The sequence below is a fragment of the Mesotoga sp. H07.pep.5.3 genome, from assembly GCF_002752615.1.
Classification (GTDB): Bacteria; Thermotogota; Thermotogae; order Petrotogales; family Kosmotogaceae; genus Mesotoga; species Mesotoga prima.
In genome coordinates this window covers 558,408-581,581 of sequence record NZ_AYTV01000012.1, presented here as the reverse complement: position 1 = coordinate 581,581, position 23,174 = coordinate 558,408, and the positions used below count along the sequence as shown (strand labels likewise).

25 protein-coding genes are annotated in these 23,174 nt (G+C 44.6%); 12 read left to right on the top strand and 13 right to left on the bottom strand.

From position 1 onward, the window contains the following. The first annotated feature begins 15 nt into the window (after nt 1-15). Genes jag through V513_RS06485 form a run of 3 tightly spaced genes read left to right on the top strand, consistent with a single transcriptional unit; the run spans nt 16 to nt 1,331 of the window. Nucleotides 16-723 carry an RNA-binding cell elongation regulator Jag/EloR gene (gene jag / locus V513_RS06495; RefSeq protein WP_014730563.1) on the top strand — a complete coding sequence of 236 codons (708 nt, stop codon included), beginning with the start codon at nt 16-18 and terminating at the stop codon, nt 721-723. Next, a complete protein-coding gene (locus tag V513_RS06490) occupies nt 689-1,051 on the top strand; it encodes a cupin domain-containing protein (protein ID WP_099772083.1) in 363 nt (120 codons plus the stop codon). The genes jag and V513_RS06490 overlap by 35 nt, the downstream gene beginning before the upstream one ends. Before the next feature lie 46 nt (nt 1,052-1,097). Further along, entirely contained in the window at nt 1,098-1,331 is a 234-nt protein-coding gene (locus tag V513_RS06485; protein WP_014730561.1) for an FmdB family zinc ribbon protein, read from the top strand. On the opposite strand, the gene tsaD is transcribed toward V513_RS06485, so the two are convergent. Both tsaD and clpX read right to left on the bottom strand, forming a co-directional pair. After that, a complete protein-coding gene (gene tsaD / locus V513_RS06480) occupies nt 1,332-2,324 on the bottom strand; it encodes a tRNA (adenosine(37)-N6)-threonylcarbamoyltransferase complex transferase subunit TsaD (RefSeq protein ID WP_099772082.1) in 993 nt (330 codons plus the stop codon). Next, nucleotides 2,324-3,550, bottom strand: coding sequence for an ATP-dependent Clp protease ATP-binding subunit ClpX (gene clpX, locus V513_RS06475; protein ID WP_180274837.1), 1,227 nt, complete (start codon nt 3,548-3,550; stop codon nt 2,324-2,326). The genes tsaD and clpX overlap by 1 nt, the downstream gene beginning before the upstream one ends. 56 nt (nt 3,551-3,606) lie before the next feature. Here clpX and V513_RS06470 point away from each other — a divergent pair, with 56 nt between their 5' ends. Genes V513_RS06470 through V513_RS06460 form a run of 3 tightly spaced genes read left to right on the top strand, consistent with a single transcriptional unit; the run spans nt 3,607 to nt 7,680 of the window. Beyond that, nucleotides 3,607-5,247 (top strand): radical SAM protein, encoded by a 1,641-nt coding sequence (locus tag V513_RS06470; RefSeq protein WP_099772080.1) that lies wholly within the window; start codon nt 3,607-3,609, stop codon nt 5,245-5,247. After that, the gene (locus V513_RS06465) at nt 5,244-6,239 is read left to right on the top strand and encodes an asparaginase (RefSeq protein ID WP_014730558.1); all 996 of its coding nucleotides are present in this window, start codon (nt 5,244-5,246) and stop codon (nt 6,237-6,239) included. The genes V513_RS06470 and V513_RS06465 overlap by 4 nt, the downstream gene beginning before the upstream one ends. Before the next feature lies 1 nt (nt 6,240). After that, complete coding sequence (locus V513_RS06460) at nt 6,241-7,680, top strand: AI-2E family transporter (RefSeq protein ID WP_099772079.1); 1,440 nt, start codon at nt 6,241-6,243, stop codon at nt 7,678-7,680. A gap of 86 nt (nt 7,681-7,766) precedes the next feature. Here V513_RS06460 and queA read toward each other — a convergent pair whose 3' ends face one another. After that, complete coding sequence (gene queA / locus V513_RS06455; protein ID WP_014730556.1) at nt 7,767-8,777, bottom strand: tRNA preQ1(34) S-adenosylmethionine ribosyltransferase-isomerase QueA; 1,011 nt, start codon at nt 8,775-8,777, stop codon at nt 7,767-7,769. After that, nucleotides 8,758-9,762 carry a ribonuclease gene (locus V513_RS06450; protein WP_099772078.1) on the bottom strand — a complete coding sequence of 335 codons (1,005 nt, stop codon included), beginning with the start codon at nt 9,760-9,762 and terminating at the stop codon, nt 8,758-8,760. Before V513_RS06450 ends, queA begins: the two co-directional genes overlap by 20 nt. A 110-nt stretch (nt 9,763-9,872) precedes the next feature. Between V513_RS06450 and rpmE the strand changes: the two genes are divergently transcribed. The 3 genes from rpmE (at nt 9,873) to glgP (ending at nt 13,230) form a co-directional block, all read left to right on the top strand. Continuing rightward, on the top strand, nt 9,873-10,082 hold the full coding sequence (gene rpmE / locus V513_RS06445; protein ID WP_006492482.1) for a 50S ribosomal protein L31: 210 nt from the start codon (nt 9,873-9,875) through the stop codon (nt 10,080-10,082). 50 nt (nt 10,083-10,132) lie between these two features. Then, nucleotides 10,133-10,501 (top strand): S1 RNA-binding domain-containing protein, encoded by a 369-nt coding sequence (locus V513_RS06440; protein WP_014730554.1) that lies wholly within the window; start codon nt 10,133-10,135, stop codon nt 10,499-10,501. 161 nt (nt 10,502-10,662) lie between these two features. Then, the gene (gene glgP / locus V513_RS06435) at nt 10,663-13,230 is read left to right on the top strand and encodes an alpha-glucan family phosphorylase (RefSeq protein ID WP_099772077.1); all 2,568 of its coding nucleotides are present in this window, start codon (nt 10,663-10,665) and stop codon (nt 13,228-13,230) included. A 26-nt stretch (nt 13,231-13,256) separates the two neighbouring features. Here the strand turns inward: glgP and V513_RS06430 are convergent, their stop codons facing one another. The 8 genes from V513_RS06430 to V513_RS06395 are packed head-to-tail and all read right to left on the bottom strand — an operon-like array spanning nt 13,257 to nt 19,228. Beyond that, nucleotides 13,257-13,586 carry a hypothetical protein gene (locus tag V513_RS06430; protein ID WP_014730552.1) on the bottom strand — a complete coding sequence of 110 codons (330 nt, stop codon included), beginning with the start codon at nt 13,584-13,586 and terminating at the stop codon, nt 13,257-13,259. Nucleotides 13,587-13,593: 7 nt separating this feature from the next. Then, nucleotides 13,594-14,388: a DUF72 domain-containing protein gene (locus V513_RS06425; RefSeq protein WP_099772076.1), complete on the bottom strand. Its 795-nt coding sequence runs from the start codon at nt 14,386-14,388 to the stop codon at nt 13,594-13,596. Next, nucleotides 14,389-14,982 (bottom strand): phosphate propanoyltransferase, encoded by a 594-nt coding sequence (gene pduL / locus V513_RS06420; RefSeq protein ID WP_014730550.1) that lies wholly within the window; start codon nt 14,980-14,982, stop codon nt 14,389-14,391. It lies immediately after the preceding gene. A gap of 14 nt (nt 14,983-14,996) precedes the next feature. Beyond that, nucleotides 14,997-16,103 (bottom strand): GTPase, encoded by a 1,107-nt coding sequence (locus V513_RS06415; protein ID WP_099772075.1) that lies wholly within the window; start codon nt 16,101-16,103, stop codon nt 14,997-14,999. After that, complete coding sequence (locus V513_RS06410; protein ID WP_014730548.1) at nt 16,100-17,152, bottom strand: YqeG family HAD IIIA-type phosphatase; 1,053 nt, start codon at nt 17,150-17,152, stop codon at nt 16,100-16,102. Before V513_RS06410 ends, V513_RS06415 begins: the two co-directional genes overlap by 4 nt. Further along, complete coding sequence (locus V513_RS06405; protein WP_014730547.1) at nt 17,130-17,372, bottom strand: DUF4911 domain-containing protein; 243 nt, start codon at nt 17,370-17,372, stop codon at nt 17,130-17,132. The genes V513_RS06410 and V513_RS06405 overlap by 23 nt, the downstream gene beginning before the upstream one ends. A gap of 9 nt (nt 17,373-17,381) precedes the next feature. Next, nucleotides 17,382-18,668, bottom strand: a complete 1,287-nt coding sequence (locus V513_RS06400) for a PhoH family protein (RefSeq protein WP_099772074.1) — start codon at nt 18,666-18,668, stop codon at nt 17,382-17,384. 2 nt (nt 18,669-18,670) lie between these two features. Then, nucleotides 18,671-19,228, bottom strand: a complete 558-nt coding sequence (locus V513_RS06395; RefSeq protein ID WP_014730545.1) for a 3'-5' exonuclease — start codon at nt 19,226-19,228, stop codon at nt 18,671-18,673. Between the two features lie 85 nt (nt 19,229-19,313). On the opposite strand from V513_RS06395, the gene V513_RS06390 reads away from it, so the two are divergent. Together V513_RS06390 and V513_RS06385 are read left to right on the top strand one after the other, a co-directional pair. Further along, nucleotides 19,314-19,622, top strand: coding sequence for a polyhydroxyalkanoic acid system family protein (locus V513_RS06390; RefSeq protein WP_099772073.1), 309 nt, complete (start codon nt 19,314-19,316; stop codon nt 19,620-19,622). Nucleotides 19,623-19,625: 3 nt separating this feature from the next. Then, complete coding sequence (locus V513_RS06385) at nt 19,626-20,378, top strand: histidinol-phosphatase HisJ family protein (protein WP_099772072.1); 753 nt, start codon at nt 19,626-19,628, stop codon at nt 20,376-20,378. On the opposite strand, the gene murJ is transcribed toward V513_RS06385, so the two are convergent. Next, the gene (gene murJ, locus V513_RS06380) at nt 20,372-21,889 is read right to left on the bottom strand and encodes a murein biosynthesis integral membrane protein MurJ (RefSeq protein ID WP_099772071.1); all 1,518 of its coding nucleotides are present in this window, start codon (nt 21,887-21,889) and stop codon (nt 20,372-20,374) included. The genes V513_RS06385 and murJ overlap by 7 nt on opposite strands. 105 nt (nt 21,890-21,994) lie before the next feature. Here murJ and wecB point away from each other — a divergent pair, with 105 nt between their 5' ends. Continuing rightward, on the top strand, nt 21,995-23,152 hold the full coding sequence (gene wecB / locus V513_RS06375; RefSeq protein ID WP_099772070.1) for a non-hydrolyzing UDP-N-acetylglucosamine 2-epimerase: 1,158 nt from the start codon (nt 21,995-21,997) through the stop codon (nt 23,150-23,152). The last annotated feature ends 22 nt before the right edge of the window (nt 23,153-23,174 follow it).

Here is a 23,174-nt window from a genome sequence, read left to right as displayed (position 1 = left end):
GAGGTGTTAAACAAAATGAATCCAGTTGAATACAAAGCCGAGACCGTTGAAGAAGCCATCAGGCTAGCTCAAGCAGATCTTGGTGCTTATGACGATGAAATGCAAGTCACAGTGAAAGAGAAAGGCTCCAAGGGCTTCCTAGGGATATTTGGATCCAGGGAGTCGATAATTGAAGTTTCCTTGTTGGACAAACACTGGGAAAGAAAGCTTCACGACTTCCTCAAGGGTATACTTAAGAATTTCGATGAAGAGACCTTTTCCGAAGTAAAGCTTGTTGGAAGAACGTATAGAGTCAGGATCGAAGGTGAAGAGGTTGCCAGACTTATCGGGAAGCATGGTAAAACTGTTGCCGCTTTACAGCACATATTAAACATTTACGCAAACAGGATGGCGCCTACCAAAGTCAACGTAACCGTTGATATCGGTGATTACAGACTTGAAAGAAAGAAACTGGTGGAAGAGATAGCACATAGGACGGCAAAGTCCGCAATATCCAGGAGAAGCAAGATCGTAATGGAACCGATGTTCGCCTTTGAGCGAAGGCTCGTTCACGAAGTAATTTCCCAGTATGAAGATCTGAAGAGCTATTCAGTAGGACTCGAACCTTACAGAAAAGTTGTGGTCGAATACAGAGACAGAAAATACTCATACGATAAAGCGTTTGATTCGAAAAGGAGGCGCTATGAAAATGTCAGAACGAATTCTGGTAGGCAAAGCGCTTGATGTCGAGCCTCAGTTTTTCGACAACGAAAATGTAAAGAGCGTTACAAAGCGAGTCCTTATTGGTAAAAAGAAGGGCGCTACGAATTTTGTGATGAGACTGTTTACTGTCGGAGAAGGAGGATATAGTCCTCACCATAGCCATCCATGGGAACATGAAGTCTTTATCATCTCCGGGGAAGCGGCCGTTGTTACTGACCAGGGCGTGATTAATGCTGGTAAGGGGAGCTATGTTTTTGTTCCCTCCGGCGTAAAGCACCAGTTCAGGAACACGGGAAACGGAGATCTGGAATTTCTCTGTGTGATTCCATCTTCGGCCGATGAGGAATAGAATAGATACAGCTAATAGAAAAATTCGATGCGAAGGAGGGACTCACGTGCCGTTTTACAGGTATAAGTGCGAGGATTGTGGAGAAGAAATCGAAGCCTTCCAGAAGATGTCCGATGAACCCCTTACGATCTGCCCAGCATGCGGGGGACATCTTAAGAAACTGGTTAATAATGTGGGAGTTGTTTTTAAAGGCGGGGGCTACTACAGTACCGACTCGAAGAAGTCATCAGCTTCTAAAAGTAGTAGCAAACCTTCAACTTCTACCAGCAAGTCTGAATAGTTAGAAGAAATCCAAAGTTAGGTAAGGTACGGCATTTGTCGAAAGAGGGGAGAATAGCCCCCTCTTAGCTTTTTCATGTGCCACTAATGCAATCATTGCAGCATTGTCTGTGCACAGGTCTACCGGTGGGAAGTAAGCCTTGATCCCGCTAACTTCAGATTGCACTCTTGCCCATTCTCGAAGAAGTGAGTTCGAAGCGACGCCTCCCGCAAAGGCTATTTCATCTAGATGTAAACTTTCAGCTGCGTCGAATGCCTTGGTAACGAGAGAGTCGACAATTGCTTCCTGAGCTGACGCGGCAACATCACTAACTGAAGCCAGAGGATTTTTTTTCATGAAGTACAGCACCGAAGTCTTTAGACCACTGAAGGAGAAATCGAAATTCCCCTTTTCACGAAGTGGCCTAGGAAAATGATACCTAGCTTGTCCTTTCTCAGCGGCCTCTTGAATTGCCGGCCCTCCAGGATACCCAAGTCCAAGCAGCCTTGCAATTTTGTCAAATGCTTCTCCTGCAGCGTCGTCGCGAGTCTTCCCCACAAGTTCGATCCTATCCCAATCTTTAAGAACTAGGATCTCGGTATGCCCACCAGAAACGAGAAGAACCATAAAGGGAGGTTTGAGAAGCGGATATCTAAGGAAATTTGCATAGACATGACCGAATAAGTGGTTAACACCGACAAATGGTTTATTCATCGCGATCGCCATTCCTTTAGCAAAAGAAAGACCAATCAGCAAAGATCCCACAAGTCCGGGACCCATAGTTGAAGCAAATACATCTATCTCTTTGATATCCAGATCGGCTTCTTCGAGCGAACGGGAAACCATTCTATCTATGATTTCAAGATGCTTTCTGGCAGCTATTTCGGGAACCACCCCACCAAATCTCTTGTGGATATCTATTTGCGAAGAAATCTGTGAAGATAAAAGACGGCCATCTTCGATGATGGCCACCGCCGTTTCATCACATGAGCTCTCTAGAGCCAGAACTTTCATCAGGCAGATTCTCTAGAGATTATTTCGGGAGAAGAGTTTTTGCTTATCACATCCTCGTTGATAACAACCTTCTCAACATTATTCATGGTAGGAATATCGAACATTATGTCAAGCATGACCTGCTCAATTACGCTTTTCAACGCTCTTGCGCCTGTCCCTCTTTTCATAGCCCTTTCTGCGATCGCGGTCATGGCATCATCCGAAAACTCAAGTTCTACACCGTCCAGTCCCAGAAGCCTCTGGTATTGCTTGAGAATCGCATTTCTCGGCTCACTCATAATCCTCTTCAGATCCTCCACATCAAGATCATTCAGAGCCGCCAAAACCGGGAATCTGCCAACGAACTCCGGAATCAAGCCGTACTGAATCAGATCATCCGGTACTACTTGCTGAAGGACTTCTCCAAGCCTAAGCTGATTCTTACCCTTTACCTTTGCTCCAAAACCCATTGAGGAATCAAGAACTCTCTGTTTTATTACGCTGTCAAGGCCATCAAAAGCGCCCCCCACTATGAACAAAATGTTGCTTGTATCTACCTTTATGAATTCCTGGTAGGGATGCTTCCTGCCTCCTTGAGGTGGCACATTTGCAGTAGTTCCCTCGACAATCTTGAGAAGGGCTTGCTGAACCCCTTCTCCCGATACGTCTCTCGTGATCGATGGATTCGGAGATTTCCTTGCTATCTTATCTATCTCATCGATATAAATGATTCCTAGCTGAGCTTTCTCAACATCGTAATTCGCAGACTGAAGAAGTCTTAGAACAATATTCTCTACATCCTCACCAACGTATCCGGCTTCCGTAAGAGGGGTAGCGTCGGCGATTGCAAACGGAACATCCAGAATACGGGCCAGCACTCTAGCAATGAGAGTCTTTCCCGAACCGGTAGGCCCAACTAGCATTATATTGGATTTCTCAATTTCAACGTCATCTACATCATTGAAAACTCTCTTGTAGTGATTGTACACGGAGACAGAGATCGTTTTCTTTGCGTTCTCCTGACCAATCACATACTTATCAAGTTCTTTCTTGATATCTGCTGGGGTGGGCAGCTTTCTGCCAGGCTCCTTCTTAGCTTTCTGGTCCTGCTGAATAATGTCGTGAAACAGATCAACACATTCATTGCAAATGTACCCTTCTGTTCCTGAAATAAGCTTCTTCACCTGTGCAGCAGATCTTCCACAAAATGAGCAATGTCTTTCAAAAGGCAAAACTTTCCCTCCCATTAATCGCTATTTTTATTATACACTGGAAAGGGATAGCTCGCACGTGGAGGTAATCGATGAATGCTCTTATTATAGACGGATACACCGATGAACCGGCAGCTTTCGGTGTGCCACCCTATATTTCTCCAAGGATCCGCGCTATTGCAGGAGCCTTTCTGTTGAAAGGTATCGAAACGGATTATCTCACTATCGACTCTGTAAGGCAAGAAGGACTCTGGGAGAAAGGCAATGATTATAACTTCCTAATCGTGTTTGGGGGAGTCACTACTTCAGGAAGGTATATTGGAGGAACTCCGATTTCAAGTTCCGAGATATCTCTTCTGCTCAAATCAAATTCCGATCCCACGAAAATCGTCAGCGGTCCAGTGGTGTCTGTTGGGTACACTTTGAGAGGTGGAACCACGGCCTTCACCCCTGATTTTGGAGAAGCAGATTACCTCTTGAGAGATGAGTTTGAAATTGCAGACTTTTTGGGCCTAGACTCGGGAGGGTCTCGTTACTCTCTTCTTAACAGACTTTATCCGGCCGGCGCCGATGTAATCAGGCTTCATCCTTGTTTCCCGGATCTGATGGTTGAAATCGATATTTCCTCTGGTTGCGAGAGGTTGGATGGATACTGCTCGTTTTGTACTGAATCCATTCTCTATGGCCCCTATGAATGGAGAAGTATAAAAGGAATTGTCGCTGAATTCGAGAAGCTTAAGCAAGTTGGAGTTAAGGCAATAAGATTCGGAAGGAGTGCAAATGTAATTGCATATGGGTATGACCGTAGACGAGACACTCTTGATCCATCCTTGAGTGAAGAGCTCTTCAAATCAGCAAGGAGTATCATCCAACCTGAAGTCTTTCATATTGACAATGGAAATCCAATCTTTATTGCTCATCATCCGTCAGAATCAAGATCGGTCATAGAATCCGTAGTTAGGTATAATACAGTCGGCGACACCATATCATTCGGGGTTGAGAGCTTCGACGACGAAGTCCGTTCCTTGAACAATCTTGGTGGCAGCGTACAAGACATAATGTTTTCAATCGAGTTGGTGAACGAAATCGGCAAAGAAAGAGTTGAAGGAGTGCCGAAGCTCTTGCCGGGAATCAATTTACTTTACGGCCTTCCAGGACAGAGCAGAAAGAGTTTCGACATTGACTACGATGAGCTTGTCAGAATTCAAGAAAGGGGTCTTCTTTTGAGAAGAATCAACATCAGACAGACAATGATCTTTCCTGGCGCCCGGATATTCAATATGACTAGACCAAGAATCGACCACAGACTATTCGAAAAACACAAACATCGTATAAGAAGGGAAATAGACGCCGAAATGCTGAAGAAAACCTTCCCACTGGGAGCGATCATCCGTGGTGTAATCCCTGAATTTAGCGAGGGGATGATCTACTTTGGCAGACCGCTCGGTACATATCCTATTCTTGTCGGCAGCCCCGTCCGGTTTGAGGATAGAACCGATTTTGTAGTCATAGGCCACGGGATGAGATCCGTTACAGGTCTTCCAGTTGGAACAGAACTCAACAACCTAGGTGAAAGAGAAATGAGGTTCATCCCTGGAATTGGAAGGGATAGGGCAAAGTCCCTCGTGATAAAGAGACCAAGAACAAGAGAAGAGCTAATCAAGATTGTTGGCCCAGAAACTCACAAGACACTGTCATTAATAAAGACAAAACTAGGAGGAAAGTGGCTATGAAACAGAGGGTCGTTATAGTCACAACAGGTGGTACGATCGCAATGATTACGGATCCTGCGACTGGTGCTTCTGTACCGGCTCAGGGATTGAACAAACACGTGGCGGACGTCGACGGACTTAAAGATGTGGCCTGTACCGAGCACTACGAGTTTTCAAACATTCCAAGCCCATACATAAATCCCGAGACGATGTGGGCGCTTTCCAAGGTAGTTCAGAAGCTTCTCGATAGAGAGGAAGTTTGTGGAGTAGTTATTACACACGGCACTGACACGCTAGAGGAAACTGCGTATTTTCTAGATCTGACAGTCAGAAGCGAGAAACCAATTATCTGTACTGCTGCAATGAGAAACATCGACGAAATGGGAACCGATGGTCCGAGAAATGTATTGTCCTCAGTTAGAGTTGCAGTTAGTCCCCTTGCGATTGGAATGGGGACAATGGTGTGCCTTAACGATGAAATCCACGCCGCCAGAGAAGTCACAAAGACATACACTAGCAATGTTGCTACTTTTGACTCTCCCGGTCATGGACCACTGGGAATCGTGGATGAAGACACGGTGATTTTCTTTAGAAAGCCTTTGTTGAGGGCAGTATTCAATGTAGAAAAGATCGAATCGAGAATAGCCCTTGTAAAGACCTTTACAGGAGACGACGGTTCGATCCTGCGGATACTTCCCGATCTTGGATTCAAAGGGGTAGTTCTTGAAACATTTGGAAGGGGAAATGTACCTGTAGAAGTCTATCACGTAGTAAAATACCTAATAGAGGAGAAAGGGGTTCCGGTAATCATTACTTCAAGGTGCTTCAAAGGCCGTGTTCTTGGAGTTTACGGATATGTTGGTGGAGGAAAGAGTCTGGCCGATATTGGTGCAATCTTCGCTCAGGAACTATCCCCGATTAAAGCAAGAATAAAACTCATAGTGCTTATGGGGATCACAAAGGAGATTTCGGAGATTGAAAGACTCTTTAAACTCCCTTTGAAGGGGGCATAAAGTGAGTCGTGAGATTTTGAAAAAACCTCGTTTCAATGCTGCAATTTTCACCCTGTTCTACCTGGCTCTCTTTTTTATGGTATTCTCAGTTTCGTTGCAAACGGCAATGATTCTCTTCGCAACCTTCACGGTTGTCATAATATTGGAGCCATGGGCGAGATTTGCAGAAAGAAGTTTTCGCATTAAAAGGTCGATCTCTCTTGGCATAGGGCTGGCGGTGATTTTTTCGGGTCTCACGCTTCTGATCGTGTTCCTTACTACCCCCGTTGCAAAAGAAGCTTCCAAGTTCTATAACATAGTGAGAGACTTCTTTCCCTCCGCTGAAGAGACCGAAATAACTTCTTTCGAAGTAAATGCAAACATAGATAGATTTCTTTCCGAAGAGGAGTTTCTTTCAAAACTCTCTCCAGAAGAGGTTGAATCCTTGGATCTGCTGTCAAAAGATCTCAAACGTTACTACTCAGATATCATGGACCCGATCACCGCAGACTCGGAAGACCTGAATGAGGATCTTGCCTTACTTGAGGAGACCCTGAAAAACAGAAGCGATTATGTCGTAATTATCAGCAGCAGTAAGCAAAAAAACGCTTCATATGAAGAGATACACAAAATCATTTCGAATTATCTTAACCCAGAAGCGGCGGAACTGCTTTCAGCTTCGGTTCTGGATAATGCAATGGTAGTTCATTCACAAGAACTGTGGCGCAACGTAGTTGATTACTTCATGCCGAAAAATATCGACCCATCAACACAAAGAGCCACCTACGAAAGTGTGAGAAACTTCCTCATTCAAGTGCAGAGCAGCCTAATGAAATTTCTGCCTGGTATACTTGAAAAGATTCCAAGCTTCTTAACCAGTACGGGACTTGTTCTATTCTTTACCATTGTAGGCGCGATTTACCTGAGTTACTACTTCCTCACTGTGAAGGATTTTATTCCCAGATTCTACCCCAAGAAAGTGCGTGGAATAGCTATAAGCTTCCTCGAAGATACTTACAAGAATCTAGAGCGATATGTAATTTCAGTGGTAGTAATCGCCTTGATCGTTGGGGTGGTGGTTGGCATTGTTGTGCATTCTATGGGACTTAAATACAGTCTTTTGATGGGTACGTGGGCCGCCTTCACAAATCTAATACCCATTGTCGGTGTTCCTCTTGAGTTCATTCCTCTTTTCTTGCTGGCAGTGTCTACTCAAGACCTGGTTCTTGTGATTACCTTAATGATAATACTAGTGATTGTACACGCATCTGCGTTTATACTCTTCCTGGTATTCATGAAGGGATACAACAGGATAAACCCGGTGATAATTATCTTGATGATAGTTATCGCCGGACAGCTCTGGGGGCTTTTTGGTGCAATTATTGCCGTGCCTTTTGCGATAGTCCTTAAGATGACGTGGATGCATTTTTTCTCTCCAATGCTCGAAGAAGAAGAGCAGTAGGGCACCTTTTTTCCCGCAAAGAAGACGCCTTATTCTTTCGTATAAGACTTCAGCTTGGGAATTTCTAGCATCTCAGAGCCGCTTCTCTATAGTATCAGACAGGCATCACCGAACGAGAAGAACCTGTATCTCTTTAAAATGGCCTCTCTGTAGGCAGAGAGAATCAGTTCCCTCCCGGCGAATGCAGAAACGAGCATAAGAAGGGTAGATCTCGGTAAGTGAAAGTTAGTTATGAGAGAGTCGGTCGCTTTGAATGTATAAGGAGGATAGATAAAAATATCCGTATGACCGCTATCACCTACGATGCAACCGTGGCGAGCAACTATACTCTCCAAGGTTCGCACGGTAGTAGTTCCAACCGCTACTATTCTTCTCTTTTCGGTTCTGGCTCGCTCCAATCTCTCTGCAACCTCCGAAGAAACGGAGAAGAATTCATTGTGCATCTTGTGGCCGTCTACTGTTTCTGATTTGACGGGTCTGAATGTGCCAATTCCGACATGAAGAGTAATGAATTGAACATCGACGTCTTTCTTCCTAAGTCTTTCCAAAAGAGTATCCGTAAAGTGCAATCCCGCAGTGGGGGCAGCTACGGAGCCTTCCGGCCGAGAATAGACCGTCTGGTACGACTCTGGATTGTCTGGGTAGTATTTGACGTAAGGTGGAATTGCCAAGAGGCCTGCTTTTTTTACGTCTTCATCTGTTACGCTACCAAAATCTAGTATCCTGCTTGAATCATCGCAGTGTTCTATTACTTTGCAGGAAATTTTATTGAACAAGAGCACGTTTCCAGGTTTGATTTTTGACCCGGGCCTAACTATGGCTTTCCAGAGGCCCCCGCCAAGCTTTTCCGTAAGGACGGCCTCCACTTTGGCCCCTGTTTCCTTTTTGCCGAGGAGTCTTGCCGGAATAACACGACTGTTGTTTAAGACAAGAACATCTCCCGGATGAAGAAAATCCTCGATTTCTGCGAATACTCTATGCTCGAATGAGTATGTCTCCCTATCGATAACCAATAGCCGGGAACTGTCTCTTGGAATGGCTGGTTTCTGAGCTATCAGTTCTTCCGGAAGCTCAAAATCATAGTCTGAGACTTTCATCGATTTCCTCCGGTCTGATAATCGTAATATCTTCAGCAGCATGGTCCAGGAACCTGTCGTAGGTTATCACTGCCGAACCGCCCTCTCTCGCCAAAAAGATTAGCCGATCATCGGCAGGAGAGTATGTCTCGACTTGAGGAAGTGACAGAAGCCTATTGAGACTCTCCTGCTGAAAGCCGCCGATAGTATATCTGATGTTTGCATCAAACACTATCCTATAAGGGAACAAAGCAATCCTGCAAAGAGCCATTCTTAGGAAGAGATCATCGATTCTTTTTAGATCGGCATGATCGGTCATCGAAAAAACAACATTGCTGCCGTCAATAACAACAGGTCTAGAATGATTCGACATAATGGCCGTCTTAACGTAGGGATGTGTGAACCTGAGACTGCTAAGCAACCTTTTTTCGGATTTCGAAAGAGAAGTTACTGCATTTCTAAGGGTCTTCATTTCTGAGATATCTGTGTATAAAGCTCTTATTAGTCTTTCAGAGAGATTGGAGCTTCTATCATTCTCCTCCCTTTCGAAAAGCAAAGCCGCTTCGAGCATAACGAAATCCTGAATCCCATGCTCACCAACTGAGCGAGTTAGGGATTGCCATTCTTTGTAATCATCGATTGATTGAATTCTCTCTTTTACCGGGCCAGTAACTGGAGGATTGTTTCTCGGATCCACAAAAAAAAGCAGGTGCCCCATATCTGAGACTGATGCTTTGGACAGTGTAGAAGCATATTCAACCCTTTCTTCGGGTGCCCTGTCTCTTTCGCGGAGTATGTCGATCGAAAATTCGACCTCTTCATAAGAGAGATGGGCCAATCCGCTTATGCTCCTTTGGATTTTTGCAATCGTTGTACTACTTACAGGGCTTCTCTTTAGAGCCCTATTTAAACTCTCGACACGCTCCTTTCTGTTACTATAAAAGGCGTAAAATCCTTGGGAAGAAGCGGCCTCTTTCACAAAGTTCAATATATCGTCAATCATCATTACTCACCGTTCCAGTACAGCATTCAGCCATAATTAAGTCTTTGACACGCTTTCCTCTCTATGATATAATGAATTCTGTGCAAATTACAACATGAAGAGGTGAAGCCCCGATGAAAAAAGAAATGCACCCTGAGATGAAGCTAGTGACTGTAAAGTGTACGTGTGGCGCGGAGCACAAGTTTTATTCAACAAAGGAAAATATCAAGATCGACCTTTGCTCGAGCTGCCATCCCTTCTTCCGCGGAGATGCGTCTTCTATGATTCTCGACACTGAGGGAAGAGTACAGAAGTTCAGAAACAAATACGGAGACAATTACTGAGCAAGCGTTTTGCGCAAACTCAAGTATATAGTCAATTGGAGGTTAGTCATGTGAGTGTGAAAGTGGGTACCGTTGTTGAGGGAAGTGTGACTTCTGTTAAGAAATTTGGAGCGTACGTAAATCTTGAAGGCGGAGAAGAGGGATTCATCCACATTTCAAAAGTCGCAAGGGAGTACGTGAAGAACATTGAAGACTATCTCAAAGTTGGTCAGAAAGTGGAAGCAAAGGTTCTCGGAACTACGAAAGACGGAAAGTGGGAGCTGTCTATAAAGGATTTGAAAGGCAAAGGTTCAGAAGAGGCGCCTACAAGCCAGGATTTCGAGAAGAAACTAGCCAAGTTCATGAGAGATAGCGGCGAGAAGATTTCTGCCTATAAGAGAAGACTCGACAAGAAAAGAGGTATCCGTAAAAGACCATAATGGAAGAGCGAAAGTTAGATAGAATTAAGGGAGCTAGGCTCCCTTTTTTGTAGCTCTGCTAGCAATTCGTAGAAATGGCGAGCGAAATGATAGTAGGAAAGCACAGACTTGCATAAAAAGGTATAATTGGACAGAATTGCCAGAATTAGGAGGTTATTGCTATGTACTTCCTCGAAAGAGTGATGGCGGTACCACGATTACCGGAGAAGCTAAGAAGACTTGAAGAACTTTCAAAGAACCTTTGGTGGAGTTGGAACTACCGCGCTCAACAGATGTTCAAATACATGGATCCAGAAATGTGGTATCAGGAAAGAAGGAGTCCCATAAGGCTTCTTCGAAGGATAAGTCAAACCAGACTTTATGAGCTTTCCGAAGACAAACCATTTATTGAGATGTATGAAAGTGTTGTAGGAGAGTTTGATGAATATATGGGTGGGAAAGATACATGGATGGATAGAGAACATCCGGACAGAAAGGAACAATGTATCGCGTATTTCTGTGCCGAATATGGCTTTCATGAATCTTTCCCGATCTACTCCGGGGGTCTTGGGATTCTTGCTGGAGATCACTTGAAGACTGCTAGTGATATGGGACTGAACTTCGTTGCCGTCGGTCTTTTATACAGGAACGGTTATTTCGAACAGAGAATCGACGAGTCGGGCTGGCAACAGAACATATACCACTCTTATGAATTTGAAGACTTCCCCGTAGTTCCCGCACAGGATGACTCGGGAGATGAGATATTTGTTAACATCGACTTTCCAGGCAGGAAAGTCTGGGCGAAAATCTGGAAGACAGCCGTGGGAAGAACATCTCTCTATCTACTTGATACAGACATTCCCCAAAACGAGCCGGAAGACAGAAACATAACTGCTACACTCTATGGCGGTGACCGGGAAACTAGGATAAAACAAGAGATTCTCCTTGGCATCGGCGGAGTGAGGGCTCTCAGAATGCTCAATTATTCGCCGAATGTTTGGCACATGAATGAAGGGCATGCGGCCTTCCTTTCTCTCGAGAGAATCAGAGAGCTGGTTCAGAAGAATTCGATAGATTTATCCACAGCTTCAATGATTGTCAAATCAGGCAACGTCTTTACTACTCACACTCCTGTGCCCGCCGGAAATGACACGTTCAGCCTCGAGATAATCGACAAATACTTCCGCGATTTCTGGAGCACAATAAGAGCCGAGAGAGATGAATTCATAAATCTCGGGATTGAAAGACTTCCGGGCGGAGGCCAGCAATACAGTATGACCGTTCTAGCCCTTAGATTGTCCGCTCTAGCTAATGGAGTCAGCAAACTTCACGGAAGGGTAAGCAGAAACCTTTGGAATCATATCTACCCCGACCTGCCGGCTGTCGAGGTTCCAATATCTCATGTTACAAACGGAGTACATATCTGGACCTGGCTGAACCCAAATCTGGTCAAACTTCTTGACAGATATTTGCCTGTCGGTTGGCACGAAAAAGTGTACGACCCCGAAATCTGGGAGGCAGTGGACAAAATACCCGAAGAGGAGATCTGGAAATTGCATATGTCGCTAAAATCCAGGGCCAGAAACTTTCTCCAAGGTAGGCTCAAGAGGCAAAGAATGAGACTTGGCGAAACCATAGAAGATCTTATGGAAGTCGAAGAAGCTCTTCCCGAGGATGTTCTTACGATTGGATTCGCAAGGAGATTTGCCACATATAAGAGGGCGACGTTAATTTTCAAGGATATCAACAGGCTGAAGTCGATAATAACGAACTCTGAAAGACCGGTTCAGTTTGTCTTTGCCGGGAAGGCTCATCCTGCAGACGACCCTGGAAAGGAACTGATAAGAAAGCTTTATGAAATTTCCAGGACTCCTGAATTTAAAAGTCGAATCATTATAGTCGAAAATTACGACATGAACATAGCTCGACACTTGGTGAGCGGTGTCGATGTATGGCTCAATACGCCAAGAAGACCTCATGAAGCTAGTGGAACCAGTGGTGAGAAGGCTGGTATGAATGGAGTTCTGAATTTCAGTGTTCTAGACGGCTGGTGGGTAGAAGGCTTCAACGGAGTAAACGGCTGGGCCATCGGCGACAATAGAGATTACGAGGACCACGAGCTCCAGGATAGAATTGATTCCGTTTCCATTTACAGCTCACTTGAAAAGGAGATAATTCCCCTTTACTACTCTAGAGACGAAAAGGGAGTTGCCAAAGAGTGGGCAAAGAGAATGAAAAACTCTATCAAAGAAATCGGAAGCAAATTCAATACTCACAGGATGATCGCAGACTATGCTGAGGATCTATATTTTCCAGTCGCCGATCTTTCCAAAGAAGTCGAAAAAGATGATTTCAAACTCGCGAAGAGTGTTGCCATCTGGAAAGACAAATTCAGTTCGAGCTGGAATGCCATAAGAATCAAGCCCAATATGATAGGTGAGACTTCTGCAAAGTCCGTTAAGGTAGGACAGGAGATTTCTGTTTCAGCGAACATATATCTCGGTACTATGGATCCTTCTGAGGTTCAGGTCGAGATCTTCGTGGCAAAGATGAATGACGAAGGAGAAATGGACGGGTTTAGTCTTTACCCCATGAAGTTAGTTAAGGAAGATGTTCACGGCGAATATGTCTATGGAGGCAAATTCACCGTAGCTGAAGAAGGGCAGCTTGCATACACTGTTAGAGTAATTCCCAACCCCGAAAGACTACCTCACAGATACTTCATACCTGTTGCAAAATGGATTACGTAGAGGGAACCCGCCTAATGGCGGGTTTTTCAACTGTAGGAAGAAAAATCGCTTAATGTTCTCTCAAAATCACCGGGGGAAATATCTCCCCACAAAAGAGATTTATACAGACCTGGAACGCTAATTATCGCTTTCAGCTCTTCATCAAGGAAGACTCTTTTCCTTGGGTCGTAATAACCGTCCAAGATGACTTCCGTTGATTCAGAACCGGAAGTAATCATGCTAATAACGGCATTATAGACCTCGGTGATCTCAACTTCCCTCAAGCCAAGTTTCTGAAGCTGTTCATAGATCTCATGAGTTTCGTTTCCCTCAGCTATCATTCTGAGAACCACATTTATGTAATCAGAAAAGGTCATTCTTTATTCAGGCACCTCCTAAGATGTCTCTCATCAGAAGAGCGTTGCGAACTGCTCTTCCCATGTAGCAATTATTAAAGAATACATAGACCGGTACATCATGCTTATGAAATTCTAGCACATCGAGTGCAAAACGTCTCAAATCAGTTTTCGGGTAATCGTAGTTGTACCTCTCACTGCCCTTGCTGTTGAACCAATCGGGATTTCTCCCGTGAAACCTGAAATAAGCACCCCTGGAACCTGATCTCGGAAGATATGGAAACAATCCACCAAATGAAGGTTCGTCAACGGTTACAGGTACCACACCCAATCTGTCAATGGTTTCGAAGACCTCTTCAGCTGCCCAGCTTTCGTGCCTGAATTCGAAAGCGAGCAAATTCTTATCTGAACTGAAAGTCTTTGCGACTGCTTTAATGTAAGACATATTCTCTTTGTTGTTCTTGAAGGACCAGGGAAACTGAAAAAGCAACGGGCCCAATCTTCCCTCTTCTTTCATTGGAAAAAGAGCATTATAGAACTCATCCGAGATCTCTTCTAGCTCGTTGAGACCGTTCTTCCATATCTCATGAGTCACTCTTCCCGGCGCTTTTACTGCAAAGATCATCTCACCAGGTATCTTTCTAATCATTCCAGTAACTGTCTTATATGTTGGCATTCTATAATAAGTAAAATTTAGTTCAACTGAGTTGAATCTCCAAACAGAGTGATAGTATCTCAGCATCTGAGAAGAGCTTATCTCCGCTGGATAAGCAGTACCCACCCAGTCGGGGAATGAGTATCCGCTCGTCCCCAGATAAATCACTTAAAGCTCCTCAACAATGTATACCGGATCGTCGTTGTTGAGAATGGCCGCATTTGCTTCGTCTACATCTACATGAAACTCCAGAGCGTAACTGGAATGAACTCTAACTAGAACATCGTCGAATACTACTTTCCTCGTTCCGGAACCTTTAGCGTACACCATAACGATATCCTTGTCCTTAACACCAAAGATTTCGGCGTCCTCAGGCGTCATGTGTATGTGCCTCTTAGCCAGCATTACTCCAGAATTCAGCACTACCGTTCCTTTAGGACCGACAATCGTGAGACCGGGCGTATCCGTATGGTCGCCGGAATCCTTAATTGGTGGCTTTATGCCAAGAGTAAAGGAATCCGTTCTAGATACCTCTATCTGAGTTGCCTTTCTGGCAGGTCCAAGAACTCTTACTCCTGTGATCGCACCTTTGGGACCCACGAGAATCACTTTTTCATCACATGCAAACTGGCCAGGTTGTCCAAGATCCTTGACTGGAGTAAGCTCATGACCCTTGCCGAAAAGACTCTCGATATCTGCTGCACTAAGATGAAGATGACGGTTTGAAACGCCTGTCTTGATTGCCGGTTGCTTGAGTTTCACAAAAACACCTCCAGTTATTTCTGCTTCTTGAATTTTTTCGCGCCAATAAGTCCCTTTCTTACTTTTGTGGCAACACCCTCTGGGGTAGTTACAGCGATCGTCAGAGGACCTTTTGCCACATTTATCCATCCCATTCCGAATATATGAAGCTCTTGACCGGTTCTAAGTCTGAATCTTTCGCTTTTCCATTTGTAATTGCTTCGAATCGACTCCGAAAAAGGAGGTTTCAAGATTCCTCCATACCATCTGTCCCACTCTTCGTTTCCCGTATCGGAATTGGTCTCGTGCACTGTTACACTTTCAGGAACAAAGACATGGAATATCCCGACCGGATCGCTCTCATTTTTTACATCTAACCTAACAAATCCACCAAGAAAAACTGTACGAACATCGTGAAACTGAATCGTCGATTTGTTAAGCTTCTTGCGTGGAAGGAATCTGCTTTGATCTTCTACACTCAGAAGGTCTGTTATCCTGTCCTTTGTGAAGATTCCGGGCGTGTCATAAACGGTGAATGCGGAGCCGCCGACTTTCTTAGAAGCTACCTTCACAGTCGTTCCAGGGAATCGGCTCACTGTAAGTTCTTCAGACTGTATAAGACCATTAAGAATAGAGGATTTCCCAACATTTGTCACTCCTACGGAGACAAACTCCTCGGAAGCCGATTTCAAATAAGAGAAGAGTGATTTAAGACCATGATTTTTCAGCACAGAAACGGGTCTAACGGTTTCCTTAGGTACTTTAAGCATACTGGCCGCCCAGTCTCTTATCTCGTCGATTTTAACCTCCCTAGGCAGAAGATCTATCTTGTTCAGTATGTAGTGAACGGTGTGCTCCTTCAGGAGTCTCAAGATATCTCTTCTACAGGTCCCGTCGAAATCTGAAATATCAATGACGTAGATAACATCTTGCGCAAGATCGAGGTATTCTTTTAGGTTGTCGATTGAATGAACGACTCTATCGTCTTCAGAAAGAGAACCATAGTGTTTGATCAAAAAACATCTACGACACAGAACTTGTTTCCCCGACTGAAGCCTGGATTCCATGACCGATCTGGATATGTAACCTAAACCGGCTGGGTCATCATGCTGGAGCTCAGCACCGCAACCACCACACTTCATCTATCCAACGCCTCCACTTCGGGATGCTTCCTCATCTTGCTCAATATGAGACTCTCTACTCTTCTCACAAGCTTCGTCCAGAAGAACTCCCTGTCGGAAATCGGTTCTACCTTAACCGTATAAGCACCCAATAAGTTCCCCATGATGATATCTGTGAATAGCTGATCACCAACAATTACCGTCTTATATGGAGGTATACCGAAATCTTTCAATACACGTTTTGCTTTGAATGTAAAAGGTTTTCTTGCCCGACTAATAACCTTTGTCTTACCAAGTTCTCTTTCGATTTTTCCAAGTCTATTTGATTTCCCGTTTGAAATCAAAACCACTTCAAGGCCAAGCCGCTCTACTCTGCTTATCAGCAATCGTTTCTCCTTCGAAACGCTGGTAGCTCCCCACTTTTCGAGGGTGTTGTCAAAATCGAATATTATCAGTCTATAACCAGAATCTTTAAGTGAATCAAAATCAATATCCATAACGGTCGTTGCGAAAAGGTGGGGCGTTGCTAGTCTTCCGGTTCTGAATATCCAACCAACAGTGAAGAAAAAAACGAGATAGGCCGCAATTGTGACCTTCCCCAGAAGTCTCTTATACCATTTATGGCTGATATCCACCAAAGGGGATACCAGAATTGAGTACATACCCATTCTATTTCCCGCAATTATATCCGTGAAGAAAAGATCGCCAATTATTACTGTCTTTTCGGGTCTCGATTTCATCTCGCTGAGAACTTTCCTCAGCTCCTTTGTCCCGGGTTTCCTCATCGAGTGATACACTTTCAGGTCTTCTCCGAAGAGATCCTTCAGGTTCTTGACTCTCGACTGTGGTCCGTTAGTAACGACTCCAACCTTCATTCCAGATGAAATCAAGCTATCTATAACGGGCTTGTTCCTCATGTCGAAAGGTTCTCTCCATACAGCAATTGTGTTGTCATAATCGAAGAGAATCGTACTGTAACCGAGTTTTCGGAGCCTCTCGTAGTCTATCTCTCTTACGTTTTCTGCCTTTTCGTTCGGTACTGCGTTATCAAGTATGTCCAGGATTCGCACGAATCTCCACCACTTCCAGTTCAATACGGTTCTTAATGCTTTGAAGAAAACTCTTGACTTCCTCCAGCAGATCGGCGGGGACGATTATCTTAAGTAGTCCTTCGTCAGTAACATGCCTGATGTTCATCAGATTGTCTTCTGCCTCGGCAATATAACAAAGCACATGAATGTCCTCTGGCCTGATTTTTACGAAGAGATCATATTCCAATATCTCACCCATACATAAACCTCATAGCAAATCTGCGGCCAGACTTGCAAGTTCTGATCGCTCACCTTTCATCAGAGTGATGTGGCCTGCGAGTTCTTTGTCCCTAAATCTTGACGCCGCATATGTCAAGCCATTGCTGTAAGCATCGAGATAGGAATTATCTATCTGGTAGGGATCACCGATAACGACGATCTTGGTATTCTCCCCCACCCTCGTTATAATCGTCTTGATTTCATGCGGAGAAAGGTTCTGAGCCTCATCAATTATGAAGTACTGGTTAGGTATTGACCTCCCCCTAATATAACTTAGGACCTCAACTTCCAATTGTTCTCTCTTCTTCAAGAATGAGTCCATGTCCATATGGCGATTGCTGAACAACAAATAGAGATTGTCGTAAATTGGAGTCATCCATGGATCTATCTTCTCCTCCATCGAGCCGGGAAGATAACCTATATCCTGTCCCATCGGGATAATAGGCCTTGCAACAAGCAATCTCTCATACTTCTTTTCATCTACAACCTTCCTCAGACCACAAGCAAGCGAAATCAGCGTCTTACCAGTTCCGGCAATTCCTGGTATAAAGACGACCCTCACCCTATCGTCCAAAAGCAGTTCCATGGCCATCATCTGTTCGTAATTTCTGGGCTTTATCCCCCAGTTGCTTGTATCCATTGTGACTTCAAGAGGAACTATCATTTCGCCGTCGGGAGTTACCCTTCCGAATATTCCCTTTCCGAAGTCAACAAATTCATTTGCCCCAACGGAATCGGAGAGTTCATCCACCGAAAGCTCGTCCCTATCTATGAACTTGTCTCTAAGGGCTGAGTCGTCAAACGTGTTAACTCCTGAGAGCTTGTCGTCGATTTCAACTTTATCGTGAAGGTAGTCTTCAGCCTTCATCCCCATTATGTCGGCTTTGACTCGCATGTTGATATCCTTACTGACAAGTATCACAGGAAGTTTATCTACGAGTTCAAGTTCTTTCATATATAGAAGGATAGCGTTATCCTTGTACCCGCTTGCTGCAAAAGGCGGAAGCTGGCTCTTGAATTCATTGAAGACTGCTATTCTCAGCGTGCCGCCCGACTCCAGCCTAACACCCTCGGTCAGTCTGCCCTTAGATCTCAACGAATCGAGAAACCTGTTGACTTTTCTAGCATTCTGGCCAACAGATCCCGAGTTTTTTTTCAGCTTGTCTATCTCTTCAAGAACGGGAAATGGAATGATTAGATTGTTGTCCTCAAAATTGTCAAAACAGTATGGATCATGAACAAGAACATTGGTATCGAGTATAAAGTCTTTTATCAAACTTAACCCCTCCACTTCTTTTCGTATTTGACCATTTGAGATATGCCCCCGAGTCTTCTTGCCAATGCCAGAAAGACTTTTGCTGTTACCCTGGCATCGTCCATCGCCCTGTGAGTCGGAACATCTCTTATTCTCAACCTCTTCGCAATGCTCTTAAGACCATAAGGCCCTTCGGAAAAGACTTCATGAGCTATGTCAATAGTGTCAATGTAGTTATTTGCTAAGGGCAGTATTCCGGTTTCTTTCGATGCAATATCAAAAAAAGTCATGTCATTAACGATGTTATGACCTACAATCGTGGCTCCTCCAACGTAATTTCGGAATCTTGGGAAGACCTCTGCCATTGTCGGTTCATCTAACACATCCTCATTTTTCAGCCCGTGAATGCCTGTAATCTGCGCCGGAATCATTACAAGCGGATTCACGAGCGACTGAAATGATAGATTGTGCAAGATCTTGTTTCCATAGACCGGAATAGCTGCAATCTCAAGAATCCTATCCCCTTCAAGGGGACTGGATCCAGTTGTTTCTGTATCAATGACTAAGTAGATCTTTTTCATTTCTAAACCTCCGTCAAAATTTTACCATGAGACCGCTTATACTACCGGCTTCCTCTTTACTATACAATTGAGAGAGGTGATTCATTTGAAAGAACTTTCCGTTATCATCGAGCACACACTCGGAATTGAAGAGGCAATAAAGAGATTGAATAAGAAAATCGAAGAGCTGAAGAGTGAATATGAAGGGAAGTTCGCCCTTGACTCGGCCTGGGAAGACGACTCCCTGAGATTCAGGTTGAAGGCGGCCGGAATGAAGACAGAAGGTTCTGTGAAGTTTGCCGATTCTACTGTTACGCTATCAGGAAAACTACCCTTAACGTTGGCTGCTTTTAGAGGAAGGATCGAAAGCACTTTGCGAGCTGAGCTTCTAAAAGTTCTATGTGACTGTGACTGAGAAGTGTCTGTAGATCTGCATAACCACAGCTCCTTTTCCCCTGACAGTCAGACACCTGTGGAGGAAATCGTTGAGGAAGCAATTCTTAAAGGACTGAAAGTTATAGGAATCTCCGACCATGATGATCTTGACGATTCCTCCCCTGATAGCTATAGGATGAAAGATCCTGAAATCTATTTGAGGAGCCTTTCTCGCATGAAAGAGAATTCAGTTATCAAGGTTCTGGCGGGTCTAGAAGTCGGGCTTCAGTCATGCGCAAAGACCTTACCTGAAGGTGACTTTGATTACTTCATTTACTCGGTTCACGGAATTCCCGGAATTAAAGACCTGACTTCCGGGGACGTTTGGACGCTTTATCTGGAAGAGGCAATCGAGGCGATTTCCGGTATCGACAGACCGGGTTTTTTCGGTCACATCGATTTTCTCAGAAGATATCTTCCCGGTCATAAAGCTCTTGACAACGAGGAACTTCTTTGCGAATTACTGAGGAAGCTCATAAGAGCCGGTATCGGAATTGAGATAAACACATCGGGCTGGCGTTATCCTTACAAAGAACCTTCACCGCAACGCTGGATTGTGGAGAAGTACTTTCTATGTGGAGGGAAGTTTGTGACAATAGGTTCAGATTCTCATAGAAGGGAGGACGTAGGTAGTCACGTTTCCGATGCATTACTTCTGCTGAAGAGCATTGGGTTCAAGGAGGTCTTTTACTGTGAAAAGATGGAATACAAACCCGTTGCGTTGACTATTTATTGAGAGCTGCTTCTTTTGTTCCGCAAGAGATCTCTCAATCTGAAGAGATTCCCAACACGAAGTATCCTCGCGGAAAGAAAGTACACTATTATTCCTGCAACAAGAGTCAACGAAGTCGAAATGAATCCGGTTCCAAATAAAGTCCTCCCAACAATCATGACGCATGACATGACAAGCGAAGCAAGTATTATCTTCAAAATAGCAATAATCTTTTCTCTGTCGTATCCGCTCCACCTAAACAGTGCAACCGAAACGGTAACTGTGCCAACGATTCCGGCCACACTTGTTGCCAATGCAACGCCAAGCGGCCCAATTGTAAAACCAAGCAGAATATCTAGTGCTACATTGACGCTTACCATGATTGCGGAGATGATAGTCGGAGTTCTGGGACTCTTTCTCGCATAGTAAGCCCTTGATAAAACCCCATACGATCCATAGAAAGGCAATCCCAGAGTATATCCGTAAAGAAGAGACGTGGTAAACGCAGTATCGGATGGTGTAAAAGAACCCCTCTCAAAGAGAATCCGAACTATTCCTTCACCCAGGACCAGAAGACCCAGAGTCGAAGGTATGATAAGAAAGGCGAGCACAGTCAATGAGTCCCACAGAGCCTTCCTGAAACGGTCTCGCGCATCGGAACCGGAGAGTTTCGATAATCTTGGAAGTGCTACAGTGGCGACAGCAACGGCGAAGACGCCCAGTGGAAGTTGATAAAGCCTCTGAGCATACCCCAGGCTAGAGACTGCGCCTCGACCCAGTTCAGTGGATACTCTTACATCTACAAAGGAATTGATTTCGTTTATAGCCGGAGATACGGCCGAAAAAAGGAAAAGAATAAGGAACTCCCTCACATCACTTTTGCTGTATCCCGGTTTGAAGACAAAGCCCTTCGATTTGGCCGCCAGAGCTACAACAACCAATTGGATTACCCCGCCAGCCAGGAAACCTATAGTCGGTCCGACAATTGGTGGCGAAAACCTTTCTGAAAGCAGAATCCCTGCGATAGTTGAGAGATTTATGAACATTGGAGAAACCGCCGCAATGAAGAAAGCATCGAGACTGTTGAGAACTCCGCAGTAAACTGCCCATAGAGAAACAAGCGCTATGAATGGAAAGGAGATTCGAATTAATCTCGATGTCAGGTCCAATGCATCCTTATCGAAACCCCCGGCAAATACTGAGGCTACCCCCTCTGAAAAAACCATCCCTCCGGCGGAAATCGATCCAGCAACAATCACTACAAAGACAATGACAGTAGAAGCAAAGACAAAGGCCCTTTCTCTTGAAATCTTGAGCTTTTCGTTGAAAACCGGAACAAATGCCATGGTCAAGGCGCCGTCTGCGAATATCTTTCTGAGGAAGAAGGGGATCATTATTGCCACAAGATATGCATCATATTGAGCAGAAGTACCAAAGTAGTTTGCAAAGAGGGAGTCTCTCGCGAGACCCGTTAATCTGGATAACATAGTTGCTATGGCAAAGATAGCGGTGCTTCTCACAGTGCTTGCCGTCATAGAGACCTCCAGACAAGATTATAATACATGAAATGTGTCGGTGAGCAGCTTGTGCTCGTCGATACTCTCTAAGATGTTGAGTCGGGAAACTGTGATATACTGAACATGGCTTTTGTGAATGGAAAGAAGGAGGGAACGGCCAGACGGCTGAAGAAGATGAAAAAGGTAGCGCTAATTTTCGGGACGAGACCTGAAGCTGTGAAGATGGCCCCTGTGTATCTTGCTCTGAAGAATTCACCAATTAGACCGGTAGTTATAGCAACGGCACAGCATAGAGAGATGCTCGATCAAGTTTTATCCTTATTTGGCATAGAAGCGGATTTTGACTTAAACATAATGCAGGAGAGACAGTCACTGGCAGGCCTTACTTCAAGGTTGATAAGCAAACTCGAAGAGATTTACTCAGAGAACGTCTTCGATGCGACTCTGGTTCAGGGCGACACAACTTCTACGTTTGCAGGAGCACTTGTCTCCTTCTATCATAAGATTCCCGTAGGTCACGTTGAAGCAGGACTCAGAACCGAAAACGTATATGACCCCTTTCCTGAAGAGATTAACAGAAGGCTAAACGGAGTCATCTCATCATTCCACTATCCCCCCACTGAAAATGCGAAGAACAACCTTCTGAAAGAAGGAGTTCCTGAAAACAAACTACTGGTAACTGGCAACACCGTGATTGATGCCTTGCTCTGGGTAACGGAGAATCGATCCGTACTCACTTCGAGTTTTAGAGAAGCACTCGGTGTAGAGGAAGATGAGTACATACTGGTAACCATGCATAGAAGAGAAAACTGGGGCGAGCCGATGCGACAGGTCATGAAAGCAATAAAGGACATACTTAAAGAGTTTCCGAAGATGAAAGTTGTATTTCCCGTTCACTTGAATCCCGCCGTAAGAGAGGTTGTTTATCCTGAGCTGGAGAAACATGACAGAATCGTCTTAACGGATCCACTCGATTATCTCCCTTTCGTATCGTTGATGGAAAAGGCGAGGATAATACTGACCGACTCCGGCGGGATTCAGGAAGAGGCTCCAGCTCTGGGGAAACCAACTTTGGTGCTAAGAAAAACGACGGAAAGACCGGAAGCCATAAAGGCAGGAACCGCGAAGCTCGTTGGAACAGACAGAGATTTCGTCTTCAATGAGACAGTCAAACTTCTAAGAGATTCTGATGAATACAGGCGAATGGCAAACGCAAAAAATCCGTTTGGAGACGGTACTGCATCAAAGAGAATCTTGAAGCATCTTTGCGAGAACCTTTAGATAATGCTCCCTACTCTAAGCT